Raw genomic sequence first — 22,423 nt, 5'->3', positions numbered from 1 at the left:
AGCCGGGGCATGCCCCGCCCCGGCATGCCCCGGCTGACCGCCTGGCCGGCGGTCTTTCGACCGTTCCCGCTGGGAAGCAGCCCGGGCCGCTTTCCGTTGCGCTTTCGCCGCGATCGGATCCTTCGACGGTGGAGTCGAGGAGTTACCGCTGTTCATCCACAGCCGGCGTTCCGGCTCGGCGATCCGTACTTCCAGCTGGGCGGCTCACCGCTCCCACGCGGCGGCCAGCCGCTCCCGTACGGCACGCTCCGCGGCCAGTTCCGCCCGATGCCGCTCGTCCGCAGTCTCGATCACCTGCCGCAGCCGGGCGTTCGCCTCCCGGAGAACCTCCACCTCCGACGGCGACGGTGAGGACCCAGGCGGCGCAGCAGACACGAACCACGATCATCGCCGTCACGGCTGGCAGATCAAGCACCAAATCCGGGTGTCGCCCCAACGCTTCCACACGGCTCAGCGGCCCACCGACGCGACCCCTGAATGGACACGTCTGATCCACTCGACGAGGTGGCAGCCCTGGTCATCCGGGGACTTCGCCGCCGGCCTTCGTGAATTTGGACGACAGTTTGGTTCCTCGTGGCCGACGCAGCCCCTACCGACATCCGGCCACGAGGAGATCGAGGTACCCCGCGGGACACCGAGCCTCGTCACGGCCCCGCGGCCTGCCTTATGGGAGATCTCATCGCTTCGGTGGGCGCCCCAGTCGCCGACGCCAGTCGTGTGCTCCGAGCAGGCGGACCATTCTGGCCTGCAGCTCGCTGTTCTTCTTCTTGTACGGATACCAGTGCGGCTCCGACTTCAGGCGGACCTTCTCGGAGACCACGGACTTTTGACGGCAGTACTTGAGGATGCCGGCAGCTCCACCCGACCGTGTTCCGACACCGGAGGTCTTCCAACCACTCATCGGCAGAGGCAGCTGGAACGTACTGATCATGACATTATTGATGTTGATGGCGCCGGCCTCGATCTGTCGCGCAACACGGTCGGCGCGCTTGCGGTCCTTGCTCCAGACACTCGACGACAGCCCGTAAGGCGAGTCATTCGCGAGCCGGATGGCCTCCTTTTCGTCCGCCACCTTCATGATCGGCAGAGTTGGACCGAAGGTCTCGTCCCGCATGCACTGCATCGAGTGGTCGACGTCGACGAGAACGGTCGGCTCGAAGAAGAAGCCGGTGGCCCCGCGCTTGCCGCCCGTGAGGGCCTTGGCTCCCTTGCGCACGGCGTCCTCGACGTGGCTCTCAACGATGGCCAGCTGGTTGGCGTTCTCCATCGAGCCGATGTCGGTCTGGTAACTACCGTCGGGGTCCATGCCCTGTCGCAGGGTCTTGACCTTCCGTGTCACCTTTTCGACGAACGCGTCGTACACGGGCTCCTCGACGTAGCAGCGCTCGACGGAAATGCAGATCTGACCCGAGTTCCACATCGCACCCCAAGCGGCCGCGCTGGTGGCACGTTCAAGGTCGGCGTCGGAAAGCACGACCATCGCATCCTTGCCTCCGAGCTCAAGGCTGCAGGGAATGAGACGATCCCCAGCCCTTGCCGCGATCTTGCGACCGGTCCTGGTGGAACCCGTGAAGGCGACCATGTCGACTTCCTCCACGACCGCCGCTCCAGTCCCGGGCCCACCTGTGATGTTCGCGAGGATTGGGGGGGCATGTACCTCCTCGAGCCAGCCGCGGGTTGCTTCCGCCCAGGTCAGAGGCGTGAACTCCGATGGCTTGAACAGGACTGCGCAACCGGCCATGAGCGCGGGTACGCCGTCGAGCATGGGGCCACCCAGTGGCCCGTTCCAAGGGGTGAGCATTCCGACGAGCTGGTACGGGCGCGCGAAAACTCTCAGGTTCTTCGTCATACCGGCAGCACCCCAGGACTTCACCTTGCGGTCGGCGAGGAATTCCTTGGCGTGCTTGCCGTAGTAGTTGATGAGGTCCACCGCCATAGCAACCTCGAGGCCCGCGTCGCCCCAGGACTTACCAGTCTCCTCCTGCATGAGGCCGACAAGGTGTTTCTCGTTGTCCAGGATCCAGTCGAGGAAGCGAAACATGTGCTTGGCGCGACCATCAGGACCCAAGTCCTCCCACGCCGGCTGCGCCTCCCGTAACCTTTTTGCGGCTGCGGCTACGCCTTCCGGACCTTCATCGGGGACCGACGCGATGAGCCGCCCGTCTGCGGGGCAGCGCACCTCGATCAGGGCAGGTCCCGTCGTGCCCTGCTCTTGTGCCTGCTCTTGTACCTGCGCTGTCATGACAGTCCTTCTCCGTGAGACCACTGACGTGACCCCAGCACGCTTCTCGGGCGAGAATCTAAGTTGCATTCAACGACTAGTGCAGCGGTTGACCTCGTCATGCAGGTGGGTCCGGTCTCCAGGCGACCGCCAGCAGCACGGCGGCGCCGGCCAGCCCGAGCCCAGCCGACACGAGCAGGCCGAGCCCGCCGTCCAGCTCGTCAGCAAACCCCAGCAGCTGGTCCACCGACACCTCACCGGGCCCCAAGGCTCCCAGCGCCGCTGTGACGACGGCGAGCACCGCGACGTACTCCCAGCCCTGGCCTGGCTTGAAGATGAAGAACCCGTTGCGCCGGTGTGCGGTTACGAATGCCACCGTCATCACGCCGATCACCGCTGCGCACGAGAGCGTCGTCAGCAGGCCCAGAAGGAGCGCTGCACCTGACGCCAACTCGATCGAGCCGCTGGCCAGCGCATGCACCCGTGGAGGGCGCAGGCCCATGCTGCCGAACCAGCGAGCAGTGCCGTCAACACCACCCGGCCCGAACAGGTGATTCCACCCGTGCGCGAGCATCACCCCTCCCAGCGTCGTCCGGAACAGCAGTGCCGCAAGGTCGACTCCATCCACCAGACCTTCTTTCCGTCTCGTCCGCGAGACTCAGACGACGTCAGCCGAATGTGCCGCCACCAGCAGTTCCGCCCACGTGGCGATCTTCGCGCGCGGCCGCTCACGCTCGGCCCCCCGGGCGATCTCGGCCGCATCGATCGCACCCCATCCGGAGCAGTCGACGAACGCCACCTTGCGCCCGCGAAGCAGTGTCGTGACGTCGGAGAGCTGGGAGGACCCGGCTGTCAGAAAGGCTGCGTCGCTGAGCAACCGCTGTACGACCACCTCGGCATCGGACTTGTTTGTGCCGAGGACACCGACGGGGCCGCGCCCGATCCAGCCGGCAACGTACTCACCGGGAGGCGACGCGCCGTCGCGCGACACCCGCCCGTCGACGGAGGGAACCGTGCCGCGCTCCTCGTCGAACGGGACACCCGAGACAGCCACACCGCGATAGCCGATCGAGCGGAGAAGCAGTTGGACCGGGATCTCGGCGCACCGCCCGGTCGAGACGACGGCGCCAGCGCCGGAGAGAGTCGTCTCCTCCAGCACGACCGCCTGCAAGGCGCCCTCGCCCCTGAGCTCGACAGGGCGCGTCCAGAACCGAATGTGCAGCGACCGGGCCGCTGCGGACCTCGGGCGGCCGGACCACTCCCGGAGGATCGTGAGGTTGCGCTGCACGTCGGGGTTGTCGGCGCAGCGTGCAGCGGTGACATCGTCGAGCTCGAGCTGTGCCGGGTCGACGACGACGTCGACACCCTCGAGGTTGCCGAGTTCCCTGAGCTCCTTGCTCGTGAAGCTCGCGTGGGCCGGACCGCGACGACCGAGCAGATGCACCTCGCGGACCTTGCTCGCTGCCAAAACGTCCAGCACCGGGTCGGGGATGTCAGTACGGCGAAGGGCCCCGGCGTCCTTCAGGAGCATTCGCGTGACATCAATGGCCACGTTCCCGACGCCGACGACGGCCACAGCCTCCGCGTCAAGGCGGAAGGTGTCGGCGGGAACGTCAGGGTGCCCCGAGTACCAGTGCACGAAGTGCGTGGCGGAGGCCGAGCCTGGGAGGGCTTCACCTGGGACGCCGAGCCTGCGGTCCGTGGATGCTCCGAACGCATAGACCACGGCGTGGTAGCGGGCGCGGAGTTCCTCCACCGTGAGGTCCTTGCCGATAACGACACTGCCGAAGAAGCGGACCCGGTCGTCGTCGAGGGTGCGTTGTAGCACCTTCGTGAGCGACTTCATCTTGAGATGATCAGGAGCCACGCCGTAGCGCAGCAGGCCGAAGGGGGTGGGTAGGCGATCGAAGACGTCGACCTCGACCGGCACGTCCCGCTGGAACAGGAGGGCGTCCGCGGTGTAGAGGCCGGCAGGCCCTGCACCGACGACGGCCACCCTGAGCGCCTTGCCCATCACCTCAGCTCCTTTCCGCTGCCCAAAGACCCTTGCAGCATCGATTCAACTATGGTTTAGATTTGTCTCCAGAACAAGCCCCGCAGCCGAGGGGCCGTGCCGCAAGGAGCCGTATGCGAGACGCCGTCGTCGTCGAAGCCGTCCGTACGCCGCTGGGCAAGCGCGGAGGGGGGCTGGCCGATGTGCACCCGGCGGACCTCAGCGCCACGGTGCTGCGCGAGCTCGCCGGACGCGCCGATCTCGACCCCGCGCTCGTCGACGACGTGGTCTGGGGATGCGTCGGGCAGGTCGGAGAGCAAACCGGAGACATCGCCCGCACAGCCGCGTTGTCGGCAGGTTGGCCCGAGCACGTGCCAGGTGTGACGGTCGACCGTGCCTGCGGGAGTTCGCAGCAGGCACTCAGCTTCGCCGCGGCTGGGGTGATCGCCGGCCACTACGACGTGGCCGTCGCCGGTGGCGTGGAGTCCATGTCGCGCATCCCCATGGGCCTGGCGTTCACCATCGGGGGAGACCCGTACGGCGGTACGGGTTGGCAGGAGCGCTTCGGCGCCACGCCGCATCAGGGCCTCGGGGCGGAGCTCATCGCCGAGCGATGGGGACTCAGCCGCAACGACCTCGACCAATACGCGCTCGAGTCCCACGCCCGGGCCGCCGCCGCCTTGGACTCTGGGGCGTTCGACAGGGAGATCGTGGCGGTAGGTGGCTTGGAGCGGGATGAGGGCGTCCGGCGCGGTGGAACGCTCGATACTCTGGCAGCACTCAGGACGGCCTTCAAGGAGGAGGGCGTGGTCACAGCAGGCAACTCGTCCCAGATCACCGACGGTGCGGCCGCCCTGCTCGTGACCACCAGCGAGATCGCTCGCCACCACGGCTGGGAGCCACTGGCGCGCGTTCACACGTCGGTCGTGATCGGTGACGACCCGGTCGTCATGCTGACGGGGCCGATCCCTGCCACCCGCAAGGCTCTGCAGCGTGCGCACCTCAAGGTGGATGACATCGGCGCCTTCGAGGTCAACGAAGCCTTCGCTTCGGTGCCGTTGGCCTGGCTGGCCGAGATCGGAGCGGACGCCGCGATCGTGAACCCCCGCGGGGGCGCGATCGCGCTCGGGCACCCGGTCGGCGGGTCAGGCGCCCGGATCACGACCACGCTGCTGCACCACATGCGCGACAACCGCATCCGCTACGGCTTGCAGACCATGTGCGAGGGCGGCGGTCAAGCCAATGCGACCATCTTCGAACTGCTGTGAGGAGCACGATGCCTGAGGTGAGTGACCCCGGCAAAGTGCTGGTCTCCAGCCACGACCATGTCGTCGTGATCACGCTCAACCGCCCCGACGCCCGCAACGCGGTCGACCACGATGTCTGCCTGCTGGTGGGGAACGCGGTGGCGGCTGCAGACAGTGATCCAGACGTCCGCGTGATCATCCTCACCGGAGCGGGTGACCAGGCCTTCAGCGCGGGCGCCGACCTCAAGGCGATCATGCGTGGCGAACGCATCCTGCCGGTCGGCAGGGAGCACTGGAGCATCGCCGGTTTCGCCAACCACTTCACGTCCAAGCCCACCATCGCCGCGGTCAACGGCGCCGCACTCGGTGGCGGGACCGAACTCGCGCTGTCATGCGACCTCGTCGTCGCCGTCGAGACGGCGACGATCGGGCTCCCCGAGGTGAAGCGGGGGCTGGTCGCCGGAGCGGGAGGTGCGTTCCGCCTGATCCGACAGCTCCCTCACCGCGTCGCCCTCGAGCTGCTCCTCACAGGTGAACCGATGAGTGCCACAGACGCGTTGCGCTGGGGTCTGATCAATCGCGTAGTGCCGGCCGGAGGGGCCCTTGACGCCGCGATGGGCCTAGCGGCGCAGATCGCCGCCAACGCCCCGCTCGCTGTCCAGGCCAGCAAGAGGATCGCCTACGGCGCCGATGACGGCGCCCGGCACGACGAGGACAGCCTCTGGGCGCTCACCGAGCGGGAGTTCGCGGTACTGGCGCTGTCGGAAGACGCCAAGGAGGGCCCACGAGCCTTCGCAGAGAAGCGCTCGCCGATCTGGCTGGCCCGCTAGACCACCATCGACGAGAGGACATCAGTGGAGATCCGTGGCAAGGCAGCGCTCGTTTCCGGGGGGGCCGGCGGCCTCGGCGAGGCGACGGTACGCCGGCTGGTAGCCGACGGCGCGCGGGTGGTGATCGCCGACCTTGCGGAAGATCGAGGGAAGGCACTCGCCCAGGACCTTGGCGAGGCCGCTGTCTTCGTGCGAACCGACGTCACGGACGAAAAGTCCGTGACGCAGGCCATCGCGGCTGCCTCGGAGCTTGGGGAACTGCGTGTCTCCGTTTGCGCGCACGCCGGACCCGTTGCTCAGCAGCGCATCCTGGACCGGAGTGGCGCACCCATACCGCAGGAGCTTTTCGATCGGACGATCCGTATCTACCTGTCAGGGACGTTCAATCTTCTCCGGCAGGTCGCAGCGGCCATGGCGACACTCGAGCCGCTCGACTCCGGTGCGCGGGGTCTCGTCGTCAACACGGCCAGCATCGCAGCATTCGAAGGCCAGATCGGGCAGAGCGACTACAGCGCGGCCAAGGGCGGCGTTGTCGGACTGGGGCTGGTCGCGGCACGTGACCTCGCTGCCGTGGGGATCCGGGTGGTGACCATCGCTCCCGGCACCTTCTTCACACCCGCCTTTCAGCTGGACGAGGGGACCGCCCACGAGACCTGGGGAAAATCCGTTCCCTTCCCCAAGCGCATGGGACGCGCCGACGAGTACGCGGATCTGGTGTCGTTCCTCGTCGGCAACGATTACATCAACGGCGAGACCATCCGCATTGACGGGGCCCAGCGCTTCGGGCCGAAGTAACCGAGTAACCTCGCCGACCGGCTGCCTCGCCTGCCTCCGCTGTTGTCCCAGTGGGGTCAGCACCCCTGTTCGGGGCGTGCAGCCGGTCGCTGACTGATCGGCGCTCATGGCGCGCAGCCCTGTCGCCGGTCGGCATGCCCCCAGGCCGTCGGGCTTGCAACATCATGGCGATGTACCGACGGCGCCGGGTACTACGGAAGCCGGGTACTACGGAAGACTGTCTCCAGTACGATCGCTCGACCAGCATCATCAAGCAGTGCGGGTCAAGAACGGCCAAGCAGGAAATCCGCCCCGCGCTCACCAATCATGATGGACGGTGCGTTGGTGTTGCCCGTGGTCACCTTCGGCATGACCGAGGCGTCGATCACGCGCAGCCCACCGATGCCGTGCACTCGTAGCTCGGGGTCGACCACCGCGTCGCCATCGACACCCATCTTGCAGCTGCCTACCGGGTGGTAGGACGGGACGACATTGCCACGCGCGTACGCCTCCCAGTCCGCATTCGTTCGACACTCCGACTCGGGGGCGAAGCGCCCGGCGGTGATCTCCCTCATGGCGGGCTGCTCCATCACCTCCTGAACCAGTCGCAGACCCCGCAGCGTGTCGCGAAGGTCATCGGGATGCCCGAGGAGCTGCATCTCGATCCGAGGCGGCTCCATCGGGTCTGCGCTGCGCAGGCTGATTCGACCGCGGTAGCGGGTGTGGGTAAAGGTCGAAGAGGCGAGGAAACCCTCCTGCTTGGCCGGCTGAACGTTGAACATGCCGTTGTCGTCGACGTCGCGTGTGATGGCGATGGGGGTGAACTGCAGCTGCACGTCCGGTGCCGGCAGCGAAGGGTCTGTCTTGGCCATGACCTGGACCTGGACCATCGTGAGCGCGAGCACGCCGGTGCCGTGCAGAACGTAGTCCTTGAGGCCTCCGAGCACGTCGCCGACCCTCGGCTTGTTGAAAGTATGGATCTTCGCGTGGTAACGCTGCATGAGGTAGGCATGTTCGTGCAGGTTCGAGCCGACGCCGGGGAGGTCGTGCACGAGGTCGATGCCGTGCTCACGCAGGTGCGCAGAGGGTCCGATGCCTGAGAGCATGAGTAGCTTCGGCGTTGCCATGGTGCCAGCGCTGAGTACGACCTCCTGCCGGACACGGGCTCGCCTCACGTCGCCCTTGTGCTCGTACTCCACGCCGACGGCTACCTTGCCCTCGAGCAGAACGCGCGCCACCGTGGCCTGCGTCCGCACGGTCAGCCGGTTCCTCGGAGCGATACGCTTGACGTACTCACGCGAGGACGAGGAGCGGGTGCCGCGGCGGTGGTTGACCTGCGCCAGAGCTACGCCGTCCTGCGTCTCGCCGTTGTAGTCCGCGGTCTCGGGGTATCCGGCCTGCTTGGCCGCCTCGACAAAGGCCATGTTGGCCTGGCCTCGGTTGCATTGCGTGGTTACGGAGATGGGACCGCTGCCGCCGCGAAAGGAATTCTCGCCCCCTTCCCAGGTCTCGATGCGCTTGAAGGCCGGCAGCACGGATTCGTAGTCCCACCCCTTGCAGCCCAACTCGGCCCAGCCGTCGTAGTCGGCTCGGTTGCCGCGGACGTAGACGCAGGAGTTGATCGACCCGCCTCCACCCATCACCTTGCCCGCCATCCATGCCTCTGGGCGGTTGCCGCGGGAAGGATCCGGCTCGGCAGGGTATTTCCAGTTGTGCTTCTCATAGGCGACCGCGACGCCGGCGGGGACCAGGATCTCCAAACGACGACGGTCGTTCTTGCCGGCTTCGAGGAGCAGGATGTGGGCGCCCCCTTCCGCGAGGCGACTGGCGACGACGGCGCCAGCAGAACCGCCACCGACAACGACGTAGTCATAGGTCTCGTCCGTCATGCCTGCTCCCCGTCCTGGTGCCTCGGCCGCGAGCGGCCAACAACGTTTCGGTGACGCTGGCGTACATAATCTGCCTCAGATTCGAATGCGTCAACGCGTCTGACCACGGCTCTCACCAGTGGGCGCCGCCAGCATGAGTGCCACGCGACGGGCACGGCAGACGAGCTCGCCCCTCTGGTTGAGACCCCGGTGCTCGAACTCGACGACACCCTGCCCCTGGCGAGAGGACGACTCCCGGACGGAGACGACCTCGGTCTCCGCGAACAGCGTGTCTCCGACGAATACCGGGGCCGGAAAGACGATCTCGCCGAAGCCGAGGTTGGCCACCGTCGTGCCCTCCGTGAGGTCGCCGACGCTCAGACCGACGACGGTGGACATCGTGAAGAGGCTGTTCACGAGGACCTTGCCGAATTCGGTGCGCGAAGCATAGTCGGCGTCCAGGTGGAGGCTCTGAGTATTCATGGTGAGGGTCGTGAAGAGTACGTTGTCGGTGTCGGTGACGGTGCGTCCCGGACGATGCGAATACACGTCGCCGACCACAAGCTCGTCGAGGTAGCGCCCTCGCCGCGTGTGGGTGGTCACCAGGGGGCCGCCTCTCGGAGTGCATCGCGGTGGTCAGGGTGTGCGATTGCGATGAGGGCTTCTCCCCGCTCGCGCGTGGTCCGGCCGTCCAGGCGAGCCACCCCGTACTCGGTCACGACCACGTCGACCATCGTGCGTGGGATGGTGACCGTCCGGACCGATGCTGCGATCCGCGACACCTTTCCTCCGGAGGAGGCGGACGGGAGGGCAATGATACGCATGCCGCCAGGCGACCGCGTGGCACTGTCCACATAGTCCAGGCTTCCTCCGGTACCGGAGATCTGGCGGCCATTGACGGTCTCGCTGTTGACGTTCCCGGCCAGGTCCACCTCGACCGCCGTGTTGATGGACACGAAGCGCTCGATCTCTCCCAGCCGGGTGGCGTCATGTGAGACCGACGACGGATACATCCCGATGGCAGGATTGTCGTCGCTGAACCGGAGCAGCTTCTGCGTGCCCATCATGTCGGGGCTCAGCACGGCGGGGGTGGGTACCACATCACCGGCACTGAGTATCCCTGCCGCGAAGAGGTCCACCATTTCGTCTGTCGCCATGCCGACGAAACGCACACTGCCCAGGTCAGCCGATGCCAGGGAACGCACGAGCGTTTCGGGGATGGCGCCGATGCCGATCTGGAGCGTGGGGTTCCCTGGAAGCAGCTGCAGGACGTTCCTGGCGATCACCGTGGAGATTTCGTCCGGCTTCGCGGAGGTATAAGTCGGCAACGGCGTTACGGACTCGATGAGCGAATCGAAGATCGACACATGCACACATGACTCACCGTGAGTCCGGGGCACGCTGGCATCGACCTCAGCAATCAAGGTCTGTGCTGTATGCAGCGCCGACAGCCCATAGCTGACAGAGGGCCCGAGCGAGCAATGACCTCGAGCGTCCGGTGGGCTTACCCGCACGAGGGCAACTCCGACGCGCCAGCGCTCGAGCAGGGCCCCAAGACGCGAGGCCCGAGCGGGGACGTAGCCGATGACCCCTTCGGCGACCAGGTCGCGGATCGGAGGCATGACATGCCAGGTGCGATAGGTCATCTCCCCCGCTGTCACGGCGTCGACGAACGGGTAACCGCTGAGGAGCAGTCCCGATGACAGCGTCCAGCCGCGTCCGGGCGCTACCTCACTCAAGGCGTCGAGCAGCGTCGTCGGGGCGCCCATGCCAGGAGCCGACACCAGGTGACTTCCGTTGGGCACCCGCGCAAGGGCCTCACGGGGGGTGCGGTGTGGCAGGGCCTTCACGTAGGACCACTCCCCGCGGTCAGGCCGACGGCGAAGACGGCGTCGAAGGCCGCCTGGTCGTACTGGAACTCGTCCACCTCGGCAATCAAGTCCGCTTCGAAACGGTAGATGAGGCACTCCTTCATGCGCAGGACGCGATCACCGATCGTGATGACGCCATACTGAAAAACGATCGCCCGGTCGTCACTCATCGCGATGTCAATTACTTCGAAGGTGGCCGGCCGGGTCAGGATCCGCCGCATCATGCCGAACAGGCCCATGACTTCCGCACGTCCGGCATACTCACCGGCGAGCGCATTGTTTCCCGGGACCCGCCACACACAGCCAGGCGCCAGGAGCGCCTCGATCGTGGGGCGGTCGCGTTCGGTGAAGGCCCGCATGAGGTTACGCACTGCCGTGGCGTGCGGATGTTCCCATGGTGTGACCATTTCTGTTTTCTACTTCTGTTTTGAACCGAAGTCAATCGCCACAGCAGCGTCGCCGTGCAGCACCAGTCGGCCATCGTCGTTGGTCGTCTTCAGGGTGATCTGTACCCGAGCGCAGGAACCGTGAATGTCGACCGCGGCAATGGTGGCCGTGGTGGTCAGCCGGTCCCCCGGCCACACGGGCGCCGTGAATCGGACGCCGAACGTGCGCAGCGACTCGATACCAAACCACGAGGTGACAACTCGGCTGCTCAAAGCCATCGTCATCATCCCGTGCGCCATGATCGACGCGTTACCCGCGGCCCTGGCCGCCGGTTCGTCGGTGTGCAACGGGCTGAAGTCGCCGGACGCCCCGGCGTACTGCACGATCTGCGTTCTGGTCACTTCGGCGCACACGACCATGCTGCGGACCTGGCCGACCTCAGGCAGGACGTTCATCGACGCTCGCTGACGTCGGCGGAGTTTCGACCAGCACCATCCGCGACCGCACGACAACTGCGCCGTGCTGGTTGCGCAGCTCCTTCACGAGCTCGGTGAACAACAGCTCGCCTCCGCGCTTGCTGTTCTTGGTCCAGCGCCTGCCGTACTCCTCCGTCACATCGAGAACGTCACCGAGATGAACGGGCAGCAAGTACTCGAAGTGCTGCTCGGCGTGGAGCAGCTCACCACCGCCCACAGGAGCGACAGCCAGCGCACCCGTGGGGCACATGCCCCGCATGTGCTCGGGATCATGCTGGATCGAGGTCGCCGTGAAAGTGGGAGGCACGACCCGCTCAGGCGAGGGCATGGGCTCCCCAACCGCGCGGGCGAAGGCCATGACATGACCCTCCTCCACCGGGAAGCGCTGTCCCACCGTCAAACCGCCGGACGAAAGCGTGGCAACGCCGAACCAGCTCCCGTGTCGTGAAACACCACCTGCACGGGCTGTCCGATGGCGAGCGTCTCGGGGTCACACTCCACGATGTTGGTGAGCATCTTCGGGCCCTCCTCGAGCTCGACGAGGGCGAGCACGTAGGGACCGCAATCCTTGTACTCGAGGATCCCTCGGGTCGTCAGCGTGAAGCTGTACACCGTTCCGCGCCCGGAAGCCTCGACCTGCTCCAACTCGTCACTGTGACAGTTCGAACACAGGAAACGCGGGTACCACACGGACGTGCTACAGGCCGTGCAGCGCTGGACGAGCAGCACACCGCGAGATGTCGCCTCCCAGAATGCTGCTGTCTCCGGCTGCACTTCCGGTATCGGGGCCGGCAGCCCCGCGCCCGTTGTCATACGTCCTCCCTGCCGAGGATGACGGTGGCATTGCCCATCCGCGTGGACAGCCAGCCACCCGTGCCGTGCGCCAGGGCGATCTCGCAGTCAGGTACCTGCACGGCAGCGTATGCCTCCCCGCGCAGCTGGCGGACCGCCTCGATCATCTTCGTCATGCCGCCTCGGTTGGCGGGGTGGTTATTGCAGAGCGAACCACCGTCGGTGTTGAACGGCAGCTTGCCGAACGGCGCCTGCAGGGTTCCGCCGAGCACGAACTTGCCGCCCTCGCCTTTGTCGCAGAAACCGAGGTCCTCGAGCGCCAGCAGGACCGTGATCGTGAACGAGTCGTACAGCCCGACGTAGTCGATGTCGCTACGGCTGACGCCCGCCTCTTCGAAGGCATCGCGACCGGACCGGACTCCTCCGGTAACCGTCACGTCCTGCCAGCCGCCCTTCGTGTGCTCGATGGCCTCCCCGTGCCCCAGGACCGCGATGCAGTGACGGTCCAGGCTCTTCGCGATGTCCTCGTTGACGAGAACGAGGGCGCCGCCCCCGTCGGTGACGACGCAGCAGTCGAGCCTGTGCAGCGGGCTGCTCACCATCGGGCTGTTCACGACGTCCTCGACGGTGACGACCTTGCGTAGCAGTGCACGTTCGTTGTGCTGCGCATGAGACGAGGCGGCCACCTTGATCTCGGCCAGCTGCTCGCTGGTCGTGCCGTACTCGTGGATGTGGCGCGCCGCAGCGAGCGCGTAGACCGCGCTGACGTTCATGCCGAAGACGGGCTCGAAGGCCGCCTCGGGCGGAGCGCCCATCAGCTGACCGGGTGCGCGCAACGCCGTGGTACGCGGTCGGCCGCCGAGGGTGATGAGGGCGACGCTGCACTTCCCGGTGGCGATCGCGGCAGCAGCATGCCCGACGTGGCTGAGGTAAACCGAGCCCCCCATGTCGGAGGAGTCCATGTAGCGCACCGAGAGGCCGAGATAGTCCGCCATGGCGAGGCCACCCAGTCCCGGCGCGTCCCCTCCGGTGAAGTAGCTGTCGACATCGGCCAACGTCAGACCGGCGTCAGCCAGTGCCCCGAGAGCCACCTCCGCATGGATCTGCGCGATGGACCTGTCGGGCAGCTCTCGTCCAGGATGCTCGTAGGCCCCAGCGATGAAGGCCTTGCGTCGGATGGTCACAGCCGGTCAGACGAAGGGATTCGCCGGCGCGGCGTCCGTGACTGGTCGGAACGCCTGTTCCACCTGCTTGCCGATCGTGGACAGATCCCAGGCCTCGCCCTCTGCGCTTACGGTGACCAGTGGCTGCGGGTCGCTGTACAGGGACACCTCAAGACCTCGCGCGTGAATGACGTGACCGTTGCACCACGCCGACTGCTCCGAAGCCAGCCAGGCAGCGATGGGGGCGATGTTGTCCGGGGACAGCTTGTCGGTTCCCGGTCCGTCGACTCCCGACTTCTTGGCCGTGTCCGTCATGCGCGTCGCAGCCGCCGGCGAGATCGCGTTCGTCGTAACGCCGTACTTCTTCAGGGCCACGGCGCACGAGTAGGTGAGTCCCACGATGCCCATCTTCGCGGCTGAGTAGTTGGGCTGGCCCGGGGCGCCGTGCAGGCCCGCCCGAGAGGTGTAGTTGATGATTCGGTGGTTGGCCGCCGCGTCACCGAGCTGTCGCCAGTAGGAAGCGGCCGGGCGGATCGTGTTGAAGTGCCCCTTGAGGTGGACCCGGATGACAGCGTCCCACTCTTCCTCGGCCATGTTGAAGATCATCCGGTCGCGCAGGATGCCCGCCACGTTCACGAGCACGTCGAGCTTGCCGAACTCCTCGATGGTGGACTCGACGAGGTCACGGGCGGCCTCGTGGTCCGAGATGTCCGCACCATTCACCTTGGCGGTGCCCCCACTGTCCTGGATCTCCCTGACGAGGTCCTCACCCGGACTCCCGTCCTTTTCCAGGCCGTTCAGAGAAGCACCGATGTCGTTTACCACTACAGCCGCGCCCTCCCGCGCGAACAGTCGCGCGACGGAGCCGCCGATCCCGCGGCCGGCACCCGTCACAATCGCCACCCGCCCGTCGAGTGTTCCCATCAGCCGTCCCTTCGAAGGTCGTCCCACCAATCCGAATCTAACATTGGTTAGGTATCAGGACAAGACACATCAAGATTCATTTGTGGTCTGTCAGGCATCGACGTGTTTGAGAACCCTCACGTGACCCGACGCGCCGTCCACCCGCACGAGGTCGCCTGTCCGCAGGACCTGGGACCCGACTCTGGTGTTGACCACGCACGGGATACCCAGCTCTCGCGCGACGATCGCAGCGTGGCTGAGGGCTCCGCCGATGTCCACGACCAAGGCCCCGGACACGAACATGATCGAGGCCCAGCTTGGATCGGTCGTCGGAGAGACCAGGATCTCCCCCAGCTCGACATCAGCGTCATCGGGGTCGCTCACGACGCGCACCGTTCCCTCGACGGTGCCGGGACTTGCGCCAACGCCCTCAAGCACGTCGACGATCGGCGCGGTGTCCCCCACTTCGGATTCGTCGAGGGCGGCCGGCTGCCCCAGCCACGCGGGCGGGATCTGCAGGGTCTCGTAGTAGGCCCGGCGCTCACGCCGTCGGACGACCAGCTCACGGGCATCGCGCGGAAGCGCGACGATCTCGTCTGTCGTCAGGTAGAAGACGTCCTCGACGTCGTCGAGCAGGCCCTCGTCGACGAGGTGCTCCCCGATGCGTCGCGCAGCTGCACGTGCCATGTCGAGGGACTGCAGGAACGCGGCCTTGCCAACCCCCCGCAGCGGGATGACATTGGCCGCCAGGCGGAGGACGAGACGCGCGCCCGGGCGGCGGTGTCGTGGCAACGATGCCAGGAGCTTGCGCTCGAGCGCCTCACGAGCCTGTCGCTTCCGTCCTTCGATGCGCGCAGGGTCGGCGGTCTCGTCCAGCGCGCGGTAGCCCTCCAGGAGCTTGCGCAATGCAGCGTCGTCCTCCCGCCACACACGGCCTGAGATCTCACCTTCGCGGGGCCCATGGAAACCGTGTCGCCGCACGACCTCCTCGATGGTCAGGCGGTCCCTGGATGCGGCCCACATGTCGGTCACGATCGCGCTCTCCGCGTGTGCGCCGTACCCGCTCATGAACGACGTCACCTCCCCGACGGCGGCGCCTTCGACAAGTCGTCGGAGCTGCTCGTAGACCGGCTGCACAGCGCACAGGACGTGGATGCCCTGCACAGTCACGTTGTGCTCGAAGCGCCGCGCGGCCTCGTGAAACTGCCGGATGGCCTCGGCACGGGAGAGATCCTTCGTCTTGCCGACGCTCTCCAGCCACCACTGCTGCGTCTCAGCGTTCGCCCTGCGCACCTTGCGCCCGATGGTCGCGAAGCTGTAGGGAAAGCGTAGGGCGATGACCGGCCACCGACGACGGCTCGGGCTGCTCGCCAGCTCCGGCGGCATGGCACCCACCACCTGCTCGGCCACTGCCGCGCCCGAGGTGCCGGGGAGGCGATCTCCGATCCCGACCAGGAAGTCCACCCGGCCCGCCACCCGGCCGTAGAAGACGTTGCACACACGGTCCCGCTCGTCGGCGGGGAAACCGCTCTCCTTCCGTGTCAGCGCACCCATGCTTCCGAACGCCGCCCGGGTGGCGCGCTCCGCCGTCGGACCCCAGAACGTCCATCCCAGAGGCGTCATCACACCCGGCATCGCCTCACCGAAGTTCGAGGTACTCCAGAAAGCCTGGGGCGCGCTGCGGCTGTGGAGCGGATCCCACTGCTCGACAGCCAGCTCCATGATCATGGTCGTATTCCTCTCGTCGCCGCTCTCCCGGTGCTGTCCTGGCACCAGTCACGCGAACAGTTAGCGCACGGCCGCAGGCTGCTGACCGGACGCCGGAGTCACGCCTCCAACATCCATTTCCGCACTTCCCGTTCCCTTGCTCCGCTGGGAGGCTGCCGCGTCCCGCCTCGAGCGCGCCTTCCTCTGGCGCCACACCGCAAAGGCGACAGCCGTGATGACGGCCACACCGTTGAAGAGGTCTGCCAGCCACTGCACGCCGGTGACGAGCTGGAGACCCTTGATGCCGGTGGCCAGGACGTAGAGGGCGATGAGCGTCCCCCACACGTTGAAGCGGCCCGGATGCAGCTGCGTCGACCCCAGGAAGACTGCGGCGAACGCTGGCAGCAGCAGCGCTCCGCCGAACGTCAGCGACGGCCCTGACAAGGATGCGTACAGGACACCCGCAATCCCGCACAGCGTCGCGCTCGTCGTGAGGGAGAACCACGTCCAGGTCCCCGTCCGCACGCCGGACAGCCGAGCCGCCTCAGCATTCCCGCCGACGGCGTAGATATAGCGTCCCACCGGGGTCTGCGACAGCACCAGCCACAGGATGATGGCCACCACGAGCATGTACAGGACGACGATCTGAAAGCCGAGCACCTCGCGTTGAGTGAGGTCGCTCCAGGCTCGGCTCGTGGGCGGAAGCGGTTGTCTCTGACCAGAGACGATTGACTGAAGTGCCGCGATGATCGAGGCCGCCCCCAGGGTGGCGATGAAGGAGTTGACGCGCAGCACCACGACCACGAAGCCGTTGACGGCGCCGATGACGAAGCAGGCGACAACCGTGACACCGATGGCCGGCCACATGGACCAGCCCTTGTCCGCCTGCAGGACGGTCACGATGATGGTCGCGAGGTTGACGGTCGCACCGACGGAGAGATCGTAGGCGCCCGCGGCGAGCGGCACCAGGACGGCGAGAGCCACAATGGCCGCAATTGCCTGTTGCGCGGCCACCGAGTGCAGGGTGCCCATCGTGAGAAACAGGTCTGGCACCCAGATACCGAAGACGATGATGATGAGCGCCCACAGGTACAGGCCGGAGAAACGGTCGAAGCCCAGGCCTGGTCGAGGACGCGTGGTCGGCGAGGCGCTCATGCTGCCCGGTCCTCGGAGCCCAACGCCTCGCGGGCCACTTCGGCCACGGTCAGCGCGCCATTCGACAACTCGGCCACAAACCGTCCGTCGCGGAGCACCATGACGCGACGGCACAGGGCAACCAGCTCGTCATAGTCCGAGGAGCTCACGACAGCCGCCGCCCCCGTCTCCACGGCCGAGAGGATCTGACGGTGGATCTCGGCCTTCGCACCGATGTCGACACCCTGTGTGGGCTCGTCGAGCAAGAGAACCCGAGGGGCACATCTGAGCCACTTGCCGAACAGCACCTTCTGCTGGTTGCCACCGCTGAACGACCCGAGGGGAGCGTCCACCGCGCCGCGCGGGCGGACGTCGAGCCGCTCGAACCACGTTCGGGCTTGGGCGACTTCGAGTCGCCGCCGTAAGCGCGGGGCGCGCCAGAGGGCCCGGAGGGCTGGCAGGGTCAGGTTTTCGCGCGCCGACATCGACATGACGCCTCCCAGCCGAACGCGATCGGCCGGCAGCAGCGTGAGCCCCGCGGCGATCGCGCGGTCTGGTCGTCCGGGAGCCAGGATCACATCGTCGATCTGGACCCGGCCGCTGCTTCGCGGGATGGCACCGAAGATCGCCGGGAGCAGCGTCTCCCGCCCAGAACCCGTGAGACCGGCGACACCGACCACCTCTCCCGGACGGACGGTGAAGTTCGCGGTCACCAGCGGACCCGCCGACAGATCCTGAACACGCAGCACGGGAGCTGCGTGCGCCGTGGGCAACGAGCCTGACGCCGCGCTCACCTCCTCCAGCTCGCCGCCTACCAGATGTTCCACCAACTCGCGCCTGGTGAGGGCCCTTGCTTTGGTGGTCACGACCTTGCGGCCGTCGCGCAGGACGCTGACGTCATCGGCAACCTCGAACACCTCGTCCAGGTGGTGAGTGACATACAGGACACCGACGCCGCTCGCAGCCACTGCCCGCACCACCGCCAGCAGCTGTTTGACCTCGGTGTCCGGCAAGGTGGCCGTTGGTTCGTCGAGGACCAGCAGGCGCACGCTGGTCCTGTCGGCGTCCGCGAGGGCCCTTGCGACAGCCACACCGGTACGCTCGGCGGCAGCCAGTCCGCCCACGAGCGTATCGGGGTCCAGCGCCAGGCCCAGACGCTGAAGCGCCTCTTCCGTGCGCCGCCGCAGGGCCTTGCGACGCACTGCACCGCAGCGCGTGGGGAACCCCGCGGTCAGTGCGACGTTGTCCGCCACGCTGCAGGTGTCCACGAGGCCGAGATCCTGGTGCACGAAGCGGCAGCCGAGGTCGTAGGCAGAGGAGGCAACGCCGGCCTGCAGCGGCTGACCGCCGACTTCCACGCTGCCGCCCGGATCGGGATGGTGGTAGCCGGAGAGCGTCTTGATGAGCGTGGACTTCCCCGAGCCGTTCTCCCCCAGCAAGGCGTGCACGGTGCCGGCGTCGACCCGTAGGTCGACGTCAGCGAGCGCGCGTGTCGGGCCGAAGCTCTTGCTGAGGCCGCGTACGAGGAGGCTGGGCGGGAGCGGGCCAGCTCCGCTGGCCCGCTCCACCACCTCGTGAGGGGTCACCCTACCTTCCACAGCTTCTTGAACTGCTGCTCGTAGTCCTCGGGCCGGTCGATCGAGTCCTGCGGGCTCCCGACCGTCTCCTTAGTGAGCAGCTGGAGCGGGAGTGCACCGTCGCCCGGTTCCACGGACATGCCCTGCGCATAGCGCAGTGCGACGTCCACGGCCTTCCACGCCATGATGTTGAAGGGCAGGAGTGTGAACGCCTTCGCCTCGCCGGTCTGCACCTGCTGCTGGTTGAACTTGGCCGGGTTGATGCCGAGCAGCTGGACGTCGGGAAGACCCGCCGCCTTCACCGCCGCTTGCAGGCCCTGCGTGAACTCGCCCTGCACCGTGACCACATACTTCACATCCCGGTTGCGCTGGAGTGCAGACACGACCGCCGGCACCACCTGTCCGCCGCCCACCTGGGCCAGCGTTACGTCGACCGTCCCCACCGAGCAGTCCGGGCAGCCCGACTTGACCGTGGACACATACTGGTCTGTCACGATCTTGAGCGAGCCCACGTCCGGGACGTTCACGATCAGCGACTTGCCCCGTCCCTGCGAGTCCGCGATGAAGAAGTTCGCGATCGCGATCGCCTGGGTCCGAGCATCAGCGGGCCCGTCAAGCGATCCTGCGGGGACGACCGGGCTCGCGGTCGTCTCACCGACAGCGATCGGGATGAGCGGCACGCCGGCCTTCTGGAACGCGGGGACCTGGCTCCCCCAGACGGCCTCCGGTATGCCGGCGAAGGCCACGCCCACCGGCTTCGGGTCCATCTCAAGGGCCTGCTGCATCCCGGCGATGAGCGTCGCCGGGTCTGCAAGCTTGATCGGCTGGTTCTTGTATTCGAGGCCCGCGGCCTTCGCCGCCGTACCCATACCCTTGGCGAGCACCTGGCACAGACCGTTCTCGCAGGAGAGGAAGACGAGCGTGCCTCCCTTGCCCGGAGCACTCTTCAACGGCTCGGTCACCCCGATGGACGTCGGGGCCTGCAGCAGCTTCGTCACCTCTGCCTGGGCTGCCGCCACCACGGCGGAGGCGCTTCCCGTCGCGGTCGGGGTGACGGCATCCTTGCCGGCGTCGTCGGAGCTGGAACACCCGGCTAAGGCGAGAACTAAAAAGGTCCCGACAGCAACAGCTGCTGCTGCAGGACGCAGGACGCCGCGCCGCGAGAACGGTGCGGGCGTGGACACGTGGGGCATTGAGCTCCTCTTACCTGGACCGGCGGCGCCGGTCGTCTATTCACAGCGCTGGGCCGGCCGCGAGTGAGGGGTGTGACAGCCGTCACAGATTTTCTGTCTAAACCTATATTGGTTTCGAACGTTGTCAAGCAACGCAAGGACGTCCCCGAGGCAGGATCAGTCCGCCGGGTAACCGAGAGCAGCCGGCAGCATGGCGGGCGACTCGACCCCGAGCCACCGCGTCAGCAGGCTCAGGTCGGGGTCGTCGCCGGAGGCCGGAGGGACGACCGCAAGGCGGCCCTCGTATACGAGCCCGGCGCCTCCGTCGACGGTCACCTCACGCCCGACGAGATCCGTAAGGAATCCCGCCCCGCAGCCCACGACGCACGGCCGATCCAGCTCCCGGCTGACCACCGCGGCGTGCGAGGTGGAGCCACCCAGCTCTGTGACGATCGCTCGGGCGACGACCATGCCGTGCACGTCGTCGGGGTCGGTCGTGGGCGTAGCCAGCACGACATCCTCGCCGGCGTCCGCATGGTCCTCGGCTTCGTTCGCGCTACCGACGACCAGGCCGACCCCCACGCCCGGGCACGCCGGCTCGCCCTTCGCCACGACGGTGGCGACCGCGGCCGCTGCGGGATCGACCCTGGGCCGAAGCATGGCAGCGACGTCGCCAGGCGTAAGCCGAGCGACCGCCTCCGAAGTGGTCAGGATCCCCTCCCGTTGCATCGAGACAGCGATGCGCACAGCCGCCTCGGCAGAGCGCTTCGCAGACCGCGTCTGCAGCAGCCAGAGCCGACCCGACTCCACGGTGAACTCCACGTCCTGGACGTCACGGGCGTCGGCTTCCAACCGCTGCGCCGCCTCAAGCAGCTCCGCGTGAATCTCGGGCATGCTGCGCGCGAGCGCATCCAGAGGGAGTGGCGTGACCCGCCCGGAGACGACGTCCTCGCCTTGCGCCAGCGGCAACCACTCACCCAGCGGGGCGCGGGCGCCGCTCAGCGGGTTGCGCGTGAACAGCACCCCCGTGCCGGACCACTGGTCGAAGTTGCCGAACACCATCGCCTGGACGGTCACCGCCGTCCCACCGCCGTCGGGAAGGCCGTGGTGACGGCGGTAGGCCGTCGCACGCGGAGACATCCACGACCTGAACACAGCCTCGGCCGCCGCGAGTAACTGCTCGAAGGGGTCCTCCGGCGGCACGGTGCCGACGACCTTCTCGAACAGATGGAGGAACCTGACACCCACGTCGTCCGCCACCTCGGCGCCATGCTCCTCTGCCAGGGCAGCCAGGGTGGTGGCCGTCGCGCCGACGTTGAGGACCGTGTCCATCATGCCGGGCATGCTGCGGGCTGCACCCGAGCGCACCGACACGAACAGCGGGCTCTCCGCGCCGCCGAACGAGCGGCCCAGGACGGATTGCAGGTGTCGCACCCCGACGTCGAGCGCCTTGGTCGCCTCTACGGAGAGCGCCCCATCCTGCAGTGTCGTACGACAGACATCCGTCCCCAGGGCGAAGGCGGGCGGCACCGGCAACCCCAGCCGGCGCAGGTGGTTCACAGCCCACGCCTTACCACCGACGAGGTCGCGGTCGAGCTCAACAGAACCGTCGAGCAGGATTGGTTTCACTAGGCCCGGCCCGCCTTGGCCTCGTCCTCGCGATCCAGGCCGAGCAGCCCGAGAAGGTCTTCATGCAGCTCGAACCAGACCTGGTGGTAGCTGTCCACGAGCGGGTTGGCCAAGAAGCGGTGGTCCGCATCCAGCCGCGCAAGGGCTGCAGCCAGTCGTCGGGAGTATGTCGCCAGGCGGGGCACTTCCGCAGCGATCCGCTCGACCAGCGGCGCAGCCACAGCGTGCACCGCTTCGACGCGGCCCAGGACCTCCCGGTCGTAGTCAGCGTCGGAGTGGTCGTTCACTGTCCCGCCAGGACGCAGCTGCCAGGCGGTGACTACCTCCTTGAGCGTGTGGTTGGGCTCGTCGAACTCGGCGTAGAGCCCGGTCAGTGTGCCCACCCCGGCTGTCTCACGCTCCTCGCCGAGCAGGGACGCCAGCCGCTCCTTGCCCTCTGACGTGAGGCGTGCTCCAGCGGCACCCGCCTTAAGGAGTCCACGAGCCTCGAGCTCCTGCAGGAGCGCCTGCCCTTCGTCACCCACGAACACAGCCGCGGTCTCGGGCGTGAGCCGTCCCTTGAGCCGCGCTCCTTGGAGCAGCGCCAGCTCGGTCGAGGTGTCAGTCATGGTTACGTGTATCTCCGGATAGTGGGGTCGCGTCGTGAGCAGCGCGACCGGGGACGGCTGCGGTGCGGCGC

At 67.2% G+C, this 22,423-nt stretch carries 23 protein-coding genes; 3 read left to right on the top strand and 20 right to left on the bottom strand.

Annotation, left to right across the window (positions count from 1 at the left end; genetic code table 11):
• The 5 genes from AC5LUJ_RS04820 to AC5LUJ_RS04800 all read right to left on the bottom strand — a co-directional run.
• The coding region (locus AC5LUJ_RS04820; RefSeq protein ID WP_493464522.1) for a DUF6444 domain-containing protein at nucleotides 1-195 on the bottom strand (195 nt) is incomplete at its 3' end.
• Between the two features lie 9 nt (nucleotides 196-204).
• On the bottom strand, nucleotides 205-375 hold the full coding sequence (locus AC5LUJ_RS04815; protein WP_445548676.1) for a hypothetical protein: 171 nt from the start codon (nucleotides 373-375) through the stop codon (nucleotides 205-207).
• Between the two features lie 301 nt (nucleotides 376-676).
• A complete protein-coding gene (locus AC5LUJ_RS04810; protein WP_250283640.1) occupies nucleotides 677-2,242 on the bottom strand; it encodes an aldehyde dehydrogenase family protein in 1,566 nt (521 codons plus the stop codon).
• A 97-nt stretch (nucleotides 2,243-2,339) separates the two neighbouring features.
• Nucleotides 2,340-2,849: a DoxX family protein gene (locus AC5LUJ_RS04805; protein WP_250283638.1), complete on the bottom strand. Its 510-nt coding sequence runs from the start codon at nucleotides 2,847-2,849 to the stop codon at nucleotides 2,340-2,342.
• Between the two features lie 30 nt (nucleotides 2,850-2,879).
• Nucleotides 2,880-4,235, bottom strand: coding sequence for an FAD-dependent oxidoreductase (locus tag AC5LUJ_RS04800; RefSeq protein ID WP_250283648.1), 1,356 nt, complete (start codon nucleotides 4,233-4,235; stop codon nucleotides 2,880-2,882).
• A gap of 113 nt (nucleotides 4,236-4,348) precedes the next feature.
• Here AC5LUJ_RS04800 and AC5LUJ_RS04795 point away from each other — a divergent pair, with 113 nt between their 5' ends.
• Genes AC5LUJ_RS04795 through AC5LUJ_RS04785 form a run of 3 tightly spaced genes read left to right on the top strand, consistent with a single transcriptional unit; the run spans nucleotide 4,349 to nucleotide 7,086 of the window.
• On the top strand, nucleotides 4,349-5,482 hold the full coding sequence (locus AC5LUJ_RS04795; RefSeq protein ID WP_250289446.1) for a thiolase family protein: 1,134 nt from the start codon (nucleotides 4,349-4,351) through the stop codon (nucleotides 5,480-5,482).
• Between the two features lie 8 nt (nucleotides 5,483-5,490).
• Complete coding sequence (locus AC5LUJ_RS04790) at nucleotides 5,491-6,291, top strand: crotonase/enoyl-CoA hydratase family protein (RefSeq protein ID WP_250283635.1); 801 nt, start codon at nucleotides 5,491-5,493, stop codon at nucleotides 6,289-6,291.
• Between the two features lie 24 nt (nucleotides 6,292-6,315).
• On the top strand, nucleotides 6,316-7,086 hold the full coding sequence (locus AC5LUJ_RS04785) for an SDR family NAD(P)-dependent oxidoreductase (RefSeq protein WP_131790153.1): 771 nt from the start codon (nucleotides 6,316-6,318) through the stop codon (nucleotides 7,084-7,086).
• Between the two features lie 263 nt (nucleotides 7,087-7,349).
• Here AC5LUJ_RS04785 and AC5LUJ_RS04780 read toward each other — a convergent pair whose 3' ends face one another.
• From AC5LUJ_RS04780 to AC5LUJ_RS04710, 15 genes are all read right to left on the bottom strand, one after another.
• Complete coding sequence (locus AC5LUJ_RS04780) at nucleotides 7,350-8,954, bottom strand: GMC family oxidoreductase (RefSeq protein ID WP_250283633.1); 1,605 nt, start codon at nucleotides 8,952-8,954, stop codon at nucleotides 7,350-7,352.
• Nucleotides 8,955-9,044: 90 nt separating this feature from the next.
• Nucleotides 9,045-9,536 (bottom strand): MaoC family dehydratase, encoded by a 492-nt coding sequence (locus AC5LUJ_RS04775; RefSeq protein ID WP_250283631.1) that lies wholly within the window; start codon nucleotides 9,534-9,536, stop codon nucleotides 9,045-9,047.
• Nucleotides 9,533-10,702: an acetyl-CoA hydrolase/transferase family protein gene (locus AC5LUJ_RS04770; RefSeq protein ID WP_250283628.1), complete on the bottom strand. Its 1,170-nt coding sequence runs from the start codon at nucleotides 10,700-10,702 to the stop codon at nucleotides 9,533-9,535. Before AC5LUJ_RS04770 ends, AC5LUJ_RS04775 begins: the two co-directional genes overlap by 4 nt.
• Before the next feature lie 77 nt (nucleotides 10,703-10,779).
• The gene (locus tag AC5LUJ_RS04765) at nucleotides 10,780-11,211 is read right to left on the bottom strand and encodes a nuclear transport factor 2 family protein (RefSeq protein WP_250283627.1); all 432 of its coding nucleotides are present in this window, start codon (nucleotides 11,209-11,211) and stop codon (nucleotides 10,780-10,782) included.
• Nucleotides 11,212-11,220: 9 nt separating this feature from the next.
• Nucleotides 11,221-11,646, bottom strand: coding sequence for a MaoC family dehydratase (locus tag AC5LUJ_RS04760; protein WP_445548172.1), 426 nt, complete (start codon nucleotides 11,644-11,646; stop codon nucleotides 11,221-11,223).
• Nucleotides 11,630-12,061 (bottom strand): FAS1-like dehydratase domain-containing protein, encoded by a 432-nt coding sequence (locus AC5LUJ_RS04755; protein ID WP_493464521.1) that lies wholly within the window; start codon nucleotides 12,059-12,061, stop codon nucleotides 11,630-11,632. Before AC5LUJ_RS04755 ends, AC5LUJ_RS04760 begins: the two co-directional genes overlap by 17 nt.
• Before the next feature lie 2 nt (nucleotides 12,062-12,063).
• Nucleotides 12,064-12,480, bottom strand: coding sequence for a Zn-ribbon domain-containing OB-fold protein (locus AC5LUJ_RS04750; RefSeq protein WP_131790747.1), 417 nt, complete (start codon nucleotides 12,478-12,480; stop codon nucleotides 12,064-12,066).
• Entirely contained in the window at nucleotides 12,477-13,643 is a 1,167-nt protein-coding gene (locus AC5LUJ_RS04745) for a thiolase family protein (protein ID WP_250283620.1), read from the bottom strand. Before AC5LUJ_RS04745 ends, AC5LUJ_RS04750 begins: the two co-directional genes overlap by 4 nt.
• 6 nt (nucleotides 13,644-13,649) lie before the next feature.
• Nucleotides 13,650-14,546 (bottom strand): SDR family NAD(P)-dependent oxidoreductase, encoded by an 897-nt coding sequence (locus AC5LUJ_RS04740; RefSeq protein WP_131790745.1) that lies wholly within the window; start codon nucleotides 14,544-14,546, stop codon nucleotides 13,650-13,652.
• 90 nt (nucleotides 14,547-14,636) lie between these two features.
• Entirely contained in the window at nucleotides 14,637-15,989 is a 1,353-nt protein-coding gene (locus AC5LUJ_RS04735; protein WP_493464520.1) for a PEP-utilizing enzyme, read from the bottom strand.
• Nucleotides 15,990-16,313: 324 nt separating this feature from the next.
• A complete protein-coding gene (locus AC5LUJ_RS04730; RefSeq protein ID WP_250283616.1) occupies nucleotides 16,314-17,387 on the bottom strand; it encodes an ABC transporter permease in 1,074 nt (357 codons plus the stop codon).
• Entirely contained in the window at nucleotides 17,384-18,952 is a 1,569-nt protein-coding gene (locus AC5LUJ_RS04725; RefSeq protein WP_250283614.1) for a sugar ABC transporter ATP-binding protein, read from the bottom strand. The genes AC5LUJ_RS04730 and AC5LUJ_RS04725 overlap by 4 nt, the downstream gene beginning before the upstream one ends.
• A complete protein-coding gene (locus AC5LUJ_RS04720; protein ID WP_250283613.1) occupies nucleotides 18,949-20,127 on the bottom strand; it encodes a sugar ABC transporter substrate-binding protein in 1,179 nt (392 codons plus the stop codon). The genes AC5LUJ_RS04725 and AC5LUJ_RS04720 overlap by 4 nt, the downstream gene beginning before the upstream one ends.
• A gap of 165 nt (nucleotides 20,128-20,292) precedes the next feature.
• The gene (locus AC5LUJ_RS04715; RefSeq protein WP_445548171.1) at nucleotides 20,293-21,744 is read right to left on the bottom strand and encodes a pyruvate, phosphate dikinase; all 1,452 of its coding nucleotides are present in this window, start codon (nucleotides 21,742-21,744) and stop codon (nucleotides 20,293-20,295) included.
• On the bottom strand, nucleotides 21,744-22,423 hold a 680-nt coding region (locus AC5LUJ_RS04710; protein ID WP_493464519.1), incomplete at its 5' end, for a hypothetical protein. The genes AC5LUJ_RS04715 and AC5LUJ_RS04710, both read right to left, overlap by 1 nt.

Source organism: Protofrankia sp. CiP1_Cm_nod3 (genome assembly GCF_982290655.1).
Note: the sequence above shows the minus strand (reverse complement) of the source record. Positions and strands in the feature narration are given on the sequence as shown.